Source organism: Isoptericola haloaureus (genome assembly GCF_036689775.1).
Classification (GTDB): domain Bacteria; phylum Actinomycetota; class Actinomycetes; order Actinomycetales; family Cellulomonadaceae; genus Isoptericola; species Isoptericola haloaureus.
On sequence record NZ_JBAGLP010000049.1, the window covers coordinates 1 to 308 of the forward strand.

Below are 308 nucleotides of genomic sequence, written 5' to 3' on the forward strand. Positions count from 1 at the left end.
ACGGTCCTCGCGTGCGCGGTCGTCGGCGTCGTCCTGCTGGCCACGGGTGCGATCCACCCGTAGGGGTACCGCTCCGCACCGGCGTGGACACCGGTGGCCGTCCTCGGCTGCACGACGGCCACCGACCGTCGTGCGCGCCGCGCAGACCCTCGGCCACGAGGGCTACCCGCAGCTGCGCGTCGCCGTCGCCCGCGAGCCCGCGCGGCCGACCCGCCGAGCTGCTGGCCGACATGCTCATGATCAAGGCGCGCGTCGAGGTGCTGGTCGCCCGGCGCGGCGAACGCGGACGCGACGCCCGGGCCGCCGTC

The 308-nt window shown here is 77.3% G+C and carries 1 protein-coding gene; it reads left to right on the plus strand.

Annotated elements, in window-relative coordinates:
• Positions 1-83: 83 nt before the first annotated feature.
• Positions 84-308, plus strand: a 225-nt coding sequence (locus V5O49_RS00180) for a hypothetical protein (RefSeq protein ID WP_332900456.1), incomplete at its 3' end; no start/stop codon positions are given.